The sequence below is a fragment of the Chrysiogenia bacterium genome (genome assembly GCA_020434085.1).
In the GTDB taxonomy this organism is placed as follows: Bacteria; JAGRBM01; JAGRBM01; order JAGRBM01; family JAGRBM01; genus JAGRBM01.
In genome coordinates, this window is the sequence record JAGRBM010000363.1 from 1 (window position 1) to 5,784 (window position 5,784).

Consider the following 5,784-nt stretch of genomic DNA (forward strand, 5'->3'; position numbering starts at 1 on the left):
GCGCTGAGCGAGCCGTTGGCGCCGACGCGGTACGAGATGGTGGAACCGCTCCCATAGTTCGCCACGGCCAACATTTGCCCGCTCGCGTCGACTTGCAGATCGCACGGCGAGGAGCCCTGGGTGGTCTGCGACCCAAGCTCGGTGAGCTTCCCGGTCGAGCGGTCGATCTGGTAGGCGGCGACCGAGCCGTCGTCGGTTTCCGAGACGGCGTAGGCATTCTGGCCGTTGGGGTGGAAGCAGACGAAGGACGGGTTCACCAACTCGGCGGCGAGCTCGGGGTCGCTGACTTCACCCGTCATCGAGGAGAAGCGGCTGACGTAAATGCCCTTGCTCACATCTCCCCGCGTATAGGTTCCGAAGTAGACCAAGTGATCGTACTCAGGCTCGGCGGGGGCCTCGGCCTCGGGTTCCGGCTCGGAGCCCCCGCAGGAAACCAGAGGGGACGCAGCCATGGCGCCGAGGAAGTGACGTCGGTCGAGCATGCCGACTATCACAGCGCAACGCGCGCCGGTTTGCAACGTCTGCTAACGCAGGACGAAGTTGACCTCGATCTCGGTCGAGACCGGCACGGCGCGGCCCGAGAGCATGGTCGGGCGATAGCGCCATTGCTGGATCGCGTCGGCGGCGGCGCGGATCAGCAGCGGGTGGCCGCTCAGGACCTGGAGCGACTCGACCGTGCCGTCGGCGGCGATGACGGCGCGCAACCGAACCGCGCCGCTGACGTGGGCTTGCTTGGCGAGCGGCGGATAAACCGGCTCGACGCGGTGGACGAGGCGCGCGGCCTGGACGCCTTTACTCACCTCGACGGGACCGCTGGGGGCGGGCGGCGGCGCGGGCTTCTTCTCGACCTTGAGCTCGGGCGGTTTGGGCGGCGCCACGGTTGGATTCAAGGTGCTGAACGCGCCGATGACGCCGTCGCGGCTGCCATTCTGGTCGCCGCCCGGCACGCCGACGTAGGGTTGCGCGATGGGTGCGGCGTCGGTCGGGTCCTGCACGATCGCGACTTTGTCGGGAATCCGGTCCGGCATGACCAGCTCCGCGGTGAAAACTTGCGGCTTGACCGCGACGGTGCGCTCAGGCGGCGCGGGCGGTGGACCGGGTGGCGGCGGAGGCGGCTCGAGCAGCACGGCCGCGAAGCGCGCCGCCGGCAGCAAGGGCGTATACATGAGCGTGCCGGCCAAGACCAGCGCCAGAACGGCGGTCTGCGCCAACAGCGAAACTGCAAAGCTCCACGGCTTGCGTGGAGACCCCGTTACAGATTGTTCAAACACGTTTCTCTCCTTGTTTCGGATCGATGAATCCGAAAAGCGAAGCGCGAGAAACGGGCCGGCTCGTTGCGCGTTCGGTTCGTCAGCTAGAGACACCGCGTGGGGCGGATTGGTTCCCGTTATTGCGGAGCTAGCGGGCGTGCACCATAGGCACGAAGCGGACGGGCAGGTCGACGTGTTCGGCGATTTGGCCTTCGGCGTCTTTGTCGACCACGAGGAGGTTCTGTGCGCCGTAATTGGGGCCGACGGGGGCGATGAGGCGTCCGCCTGGCGCGAGTTGGTCGAGCAAGGCCGCGGGGATCTCAGGCGGCGCGGCCGTTAGCAGGATGCGGTCGTAGGGCGCGTGGCTAGGCCAGCCTTTGTAGCCGTCGCCGATGCGTACGTGGACGTTCGAGTAGCCGAGCTCGGCCAAGCGCGCGCGGGCGGCGGAGCTGAGCTCCTCGATGATCTCGACCGAGTAGACTTCGCGACATAGCAGCGAGAGCACCGCGGCTTGGTAGCCTGAGCCCGTGCCGATCTCGAGCGTGCGATGCTCGGGCTCGAGCCGCAATCGCTCGCTCATGTAGCCGACGATGTAGGGCTGCGATATCGTCTGGCCATAGCCGATCGGCAAGGGGCTGTCTGAGTTGGCGGAAGCAGCGAGCTCGGGCGGGACGAAAGCCTCGCGCTGGACCTGACGCAAGGCTTCGAGCACGCGCCGGTCGCGCACGCCCCGGGCCACGATTTGGCTGTCTACCATGCCGATTTTGGCCGCCGGCTCAGGCTCTTGCCGGAGGGGTTTCGAGGCAGCGTCCGCGGTTTCCCGAGCCAAGGTCCCGTGCGACAATTGCCCCGAGCAACGAAGTCTCGAGGCTCACAGTCTATCAGCATGCCAGCAACCGGACTCGTACGCCGACTGGGCTTAGTCAGCGCCACGGCAATCGTCGTCTCGAACATGATCGGGACGGGCATTTTCACGACCAGCGGATTCCTCGCCGGCGACCTGGGTTCGCCCAGCCTTGTCATCGGGATCTGGTTCGTAGGCGCACTGATCGCGCTGACTGGCGCCCTGTGCTACTCCGAGTTGGGCGTCAACTTTCCGCGTTCGGGTGGAGAGTACGTGTACTTGTCCGAGGCGTGGGGGCCTGCGTGGGGCTTCATCGACGGTTGGGTGAGCTTCTTCGCCGGGTTTTCCGCGCCGATCGCCGTAGCGACCTTGGGCGTGGCGGCCTACGTCGGCCACTTCGCGCCGGTGCTCGACCCGCAAACGAGCGCCGCCGTCATGCTCGGTCCGCTCAAGCTCCAGATGGGCCCGGGGCAATTGCTGGCGTGTCTGATCATCGTGGCCTTCACCGCGCTCAACCTGATGAGCGTGGAGCTTGTGGCCAAGCTGCAGAATGCGCTGACGGGCGTGAAGCTGTTCGTCCTTGGGGCCTTGCTGCTGCTCGGGTTTGCTATTGGAAAGGGTGACTGGGGACACTTTTCGCAGACGGCCGAGCGCGTCTCGACCACCACTCTGCCGGCGCAGTTCGCGCTGAGCTTGGTGTTCGTCTACTTCGGCTACAGCGGCTGGAATGCGGCGGTCTACATCGCGGAAGAGCTCAAGGACCCCGAGCGCACGCTGCCGCGTTCGCTCCTGCTGGGGACGGCGCTGGTTGCGGCGTTCTACGCGGCGTTGAACTGCCTATTCATCTACGCCACGCCGCTCGAAGACATGAAGGGCGTGGTGGCCGTCGGCGCGCAGGCGGCGCAGAATCTCTTTGGCGACGCCGGCGGCGGGCTCTTTGCGGCGGGAATGGCGCTGTCGCTGCTGGCGACGGTTAACGCCATGTGCATGATTGGCCCGCGGGTCTACTACGCGATGGCGCGCAATGGCGCGTTCTTCGAGGCCGCCGGGCGCATCCATCCAAAATGGAACAGCCCGTGGGTGGCGGTGACGGCGCAAGGCGTGTGTTGTTGCCTGCTCATCCTGACCGGCACGTTCGAGAGCCTGCTCTACTACATCGGCTTCACTTTGTGGCTTTTTTCCGCGCTTTCCGTGCTGGCATTGTGGAAATTCCGCAAGCGCCCCGATTGGAAGCGGTCGCCCTGGGTGAGCTTCGCTTGGCCGCTCGCCCCGGGCTTCTACATGGCGGTCAACCTGCTGGTGTTTGTTTACTTTGCGCTCGACAAGAGCTGGGAAGCAGTGTGGAGCCTGCTGACCATCGCGGCCGGCGGCGCGGCGTATCATTTTTATTCCAGACCGATAAAAGATTAAACCTCATTTCGGTTTGAGCCGATTCTTTAATCGAGATGGCCTCGGGCGCCGTCTGCGAGGGGTTGGCTCTTGAGGGTTCCGCGACTCCGCATTCTCATCATCGACGACAGCGACTCTGACGCGATGCTCGTCTCGCGGCACCTCAAGCGTGCCCACGCGTTCGAAGTAGAGGTCGCATCGGCGGCCAGCCACGACGAAGGGCTGCGCAGCCTCGAAGAAGCCGAATATGACTGCGTCGTTCTCGACTACCGCCTAGGCCCGCAGTGTGGTCTCGAGACCCTGCGCGCGATCCGCAAGCACGGCGACGACACGCCGGTGGTCTTCGTCACCGGTTTCGGCAGCGAGATGGTCGCCGTCGAGGCGTTGCAGTGCGGCGCGCAGGACTACCTGGTCAAGTCGGTCATCTCGCCGGACGTCTTGCAGCGCGCCATCCTGAACGCGGTGGAGAAGATCACGCTGAGCCGGCGCGTAAAGGCGAAGCAGCGTGAGCTCGAGGATTTCGTCTCCGTGGTTGCGCATGACTTGCAGCAGCCGCTCTGCGGAGTGAAGGGCAACGTGGAGCTGATCCGCGATTTCTACCAAGACCGGCTCGATGAGCAGGCGATGGAGTTTCTCGAAGCGGCGGTGCGCACCTCCTCGCGCATGGCGGAGATGATCGAAGCGCTGTTGGGTTACGCGCGGGCCGGACGCCAGCGCGCACCGCTCGAGGATCTGGACTTGAACGAGCTGGCCGCTGCGGTCAGGGCGGACCTGCGCGGGCTGATCTCCGAGACCGGCGCGGTGATCGAGATCGCCGACCTGCCTTCGGTCATCGGCGATCCGGTGACCTTGGCGCAACTGCTGCAAAACCTCATCTCCAACGCAATCAAGTTCCGCCGCGACGAGGCGCCGTGCGTCATCGTGACCGGAGAGCGGAGCGGGGAACGTGTGCTCATCCAGGTACGCGACAACGCCATGGGGATTCCGGCCTCCTCGCTCGAGGAGGTCTTTGCGCCGTTCCGCCGGCTGGCGCAATCCAAGGATCGGCCGGGCTCGGGCATCGGTCTGGCGACCTGCAAGAAGATCGTCGAGCAACACGATGGACGCATCTGGGTGAGCTCGACGCTAGGCGTCGGCTCTACGTTCCACATCGAGTTGCCTGCCTCGGTGCGCGGCCTCGTGCGTTCGCTCGACGGCGCCGAGTGGCGCGTGCTGGTGGTCGATCAGGACTCGGAGGCGGCCGAGTTGATTGGCCGCGCGCTCGAACGCGAGGGCGTGAAGGTGACGCGCGTTGCGGGAGTGGCGCAGGCCGCCGCTCTGCTGACCGTAGGGGCGTTCGAGGGGATCGTCGTCGACTTGGCGTCGCCGAGCGAGCGCGCCCTGGGCTGGATCGAGGGCGTTCGCGCCTCGTCGCCTGACGTCTCCATCCTGGCCGTCACCGCTGGTGACGGCCGCAGCGCCCCGGGTCCCTTGCTCACCGACGCCCGCCGCCGCGGGGCGCACCACGTGCTGCCCAAGCCGCTCGACAGTGCGCAGGTCGCCTCTCTGTTGCGCCGTATGATCGTCGACGCCCGTCCCCGCACCGCCGCCTGAGGCGTTTTCCGGCAGAATTCCCCCCTCTTCCGCCTGCATTCCCGAGCCCGGGAGTGAGAACATAGAGGACTTGGCCTGCGGTCAGGCCTTAGGGATACGCCATGAATAGCTTCAACGCCAAATCCTCGCTTGCCGTCGCAGGCAAGTCCTACCAGATCTTCCGGCTCGATTCGATCGGCGCCGAGCGCCTGAAGAGGCTGCCGTTCTCGTTGAAGATTCTGCTCGAGAACCTGCTGCGCTTCGAGGACGGCGTGACGGTGACCAAGAAGGACATCGAAGCGCTGGCCAACTGGGACGCCAAGGCTGTGCCGAGCGAGGAGATCGCCTATCGCCCCGCGCGCGTGTTGATGCAGGATTTCACCGGCGTTCCGGCGGTGGTCGACCTGGCCGCCATGCGCGAGGCGATGAAGGCGATGGGCGGCGACCCCAATCGCATCAATCCGCTGCAACCGGCTGAGCTAGTGATCGACCACTCGGTGCAGGTCGACAGCTTCGCCTCGCCGCAGGCCTTGCAGTTCAACACCGAGCTCGAGTACTCGCGCAACAAGGAGCGCTACCAGTTCCTCAAGTGGGGCCAGAAGGCGTTCGACAACTTCAAGGTCGTGCCGCCGGAGACCGGCATCGTGCACCAGGTGAACATCGAGTTCCTGGCGCGCGTGGTCTTCGCGCAGGAGAACGGCGGCGTGTTGCAGGCCTACCCCGACACGC

The 5,784-nt window shown here is 65.6% G+C and carries 6 protein-coding genes; 3 read left to right on the plus strand and 3 right to left on the minus strand.

Annotation, left to right across the window (positions count from 1 at the left end; genetic code table 11):
- From KDH09_12495 to KDH09_12505, 3 genes are all read right to left on the minus strand, one after another.
- A partial coding sequence (locus KDH09_12495; protein ID MCB0220510.1) for a beta-propeller fold lactonase family protein occupies nt 1-452 on the minus strand: 452 nt, incomplete at its 3' end.
- Nucleotides 453-524: 72 nt separating this feature from the next.
- Entirely contained in the window at nt 525-1,271 is a 747-nt protein-coding gene (locus KDH09_12500; protein MCB0220511.1) for a TonB family protein, read from the minus strand.
- Between the two features lie 127 nt (nt 1,272-1,398).
- Nucleotides 1,399-2,007 carry a protein-L-isoaspartate(D-aspartate) O-methyltransferase gene (locus KDH09_12505; protein MCB0220512.1) on the minus strand — a complete coding sequence of 203 codons (609 nt, stop codon included), beginning with the start codon at nt 2,005-2,007 and terminating at the stop codon, nt 1,399-1,401.
- 129 nt (nt 2,008-2,136) lie between these two features.
- Between KDH09_12505 and KDH09_12510 the strand changes: the two genes are divergently transcribed.
- The 3 genes from KDH09_12510 to acnA form a co-directional block, all read left to right on the plus strand.
- The gene (locus tag KDH09_12510; GenBank protein ID MCB0220513.1) at nt 2,137-3,504 is read left to right on the plus strand and encodes an amino acid permease; all 1,368 of its coding nucleotides are present in this window, start codon (nt 2,137-2,139) and stop codon (nt 3,502-3,504) included.
- A 69-nt stretch (nt 3,505-3,573) separates the two neighbouring features.
- Nucleotides 3,574-5,076 (plus strand): response regulator, encoded by a 1,503-nt coding sequence (locus KDH09_12515; GenBank protein ID MCB0220514.1) that lies wholly within the window; start codon nt 3,574-3,576, stop codon nt 5,074-5,076.
- Between the two features lie 101 nt (nt 5,077-5,177).
- Nucleotides 5,178-5,784, plus strand: a 607-nt coding sequence (acnA, locus tag KDH09_12520; protein ID MCB0220515.1) for an aconitate hydratase, incomplete at its 3' end; no start/stop codon positions are given.

Bases quoted from the DNA above. Each gene is read 5' to 3' on its own strand.
- KDH09_12510 (MCB0220513.1), top strand. From the start codon at position 2,137: ATGCCAGCAACCGGACTCGTACGCCGACTGGGCTTAGTCAGCGCCACG.
- KDH09_12505 (MCB0220512.1), bottom strand. From the start codon at position 2,007: ATGGTAGACAGCCAAATCGTGGCCCGGGGCGTGCGCGACCGGCGCGTG.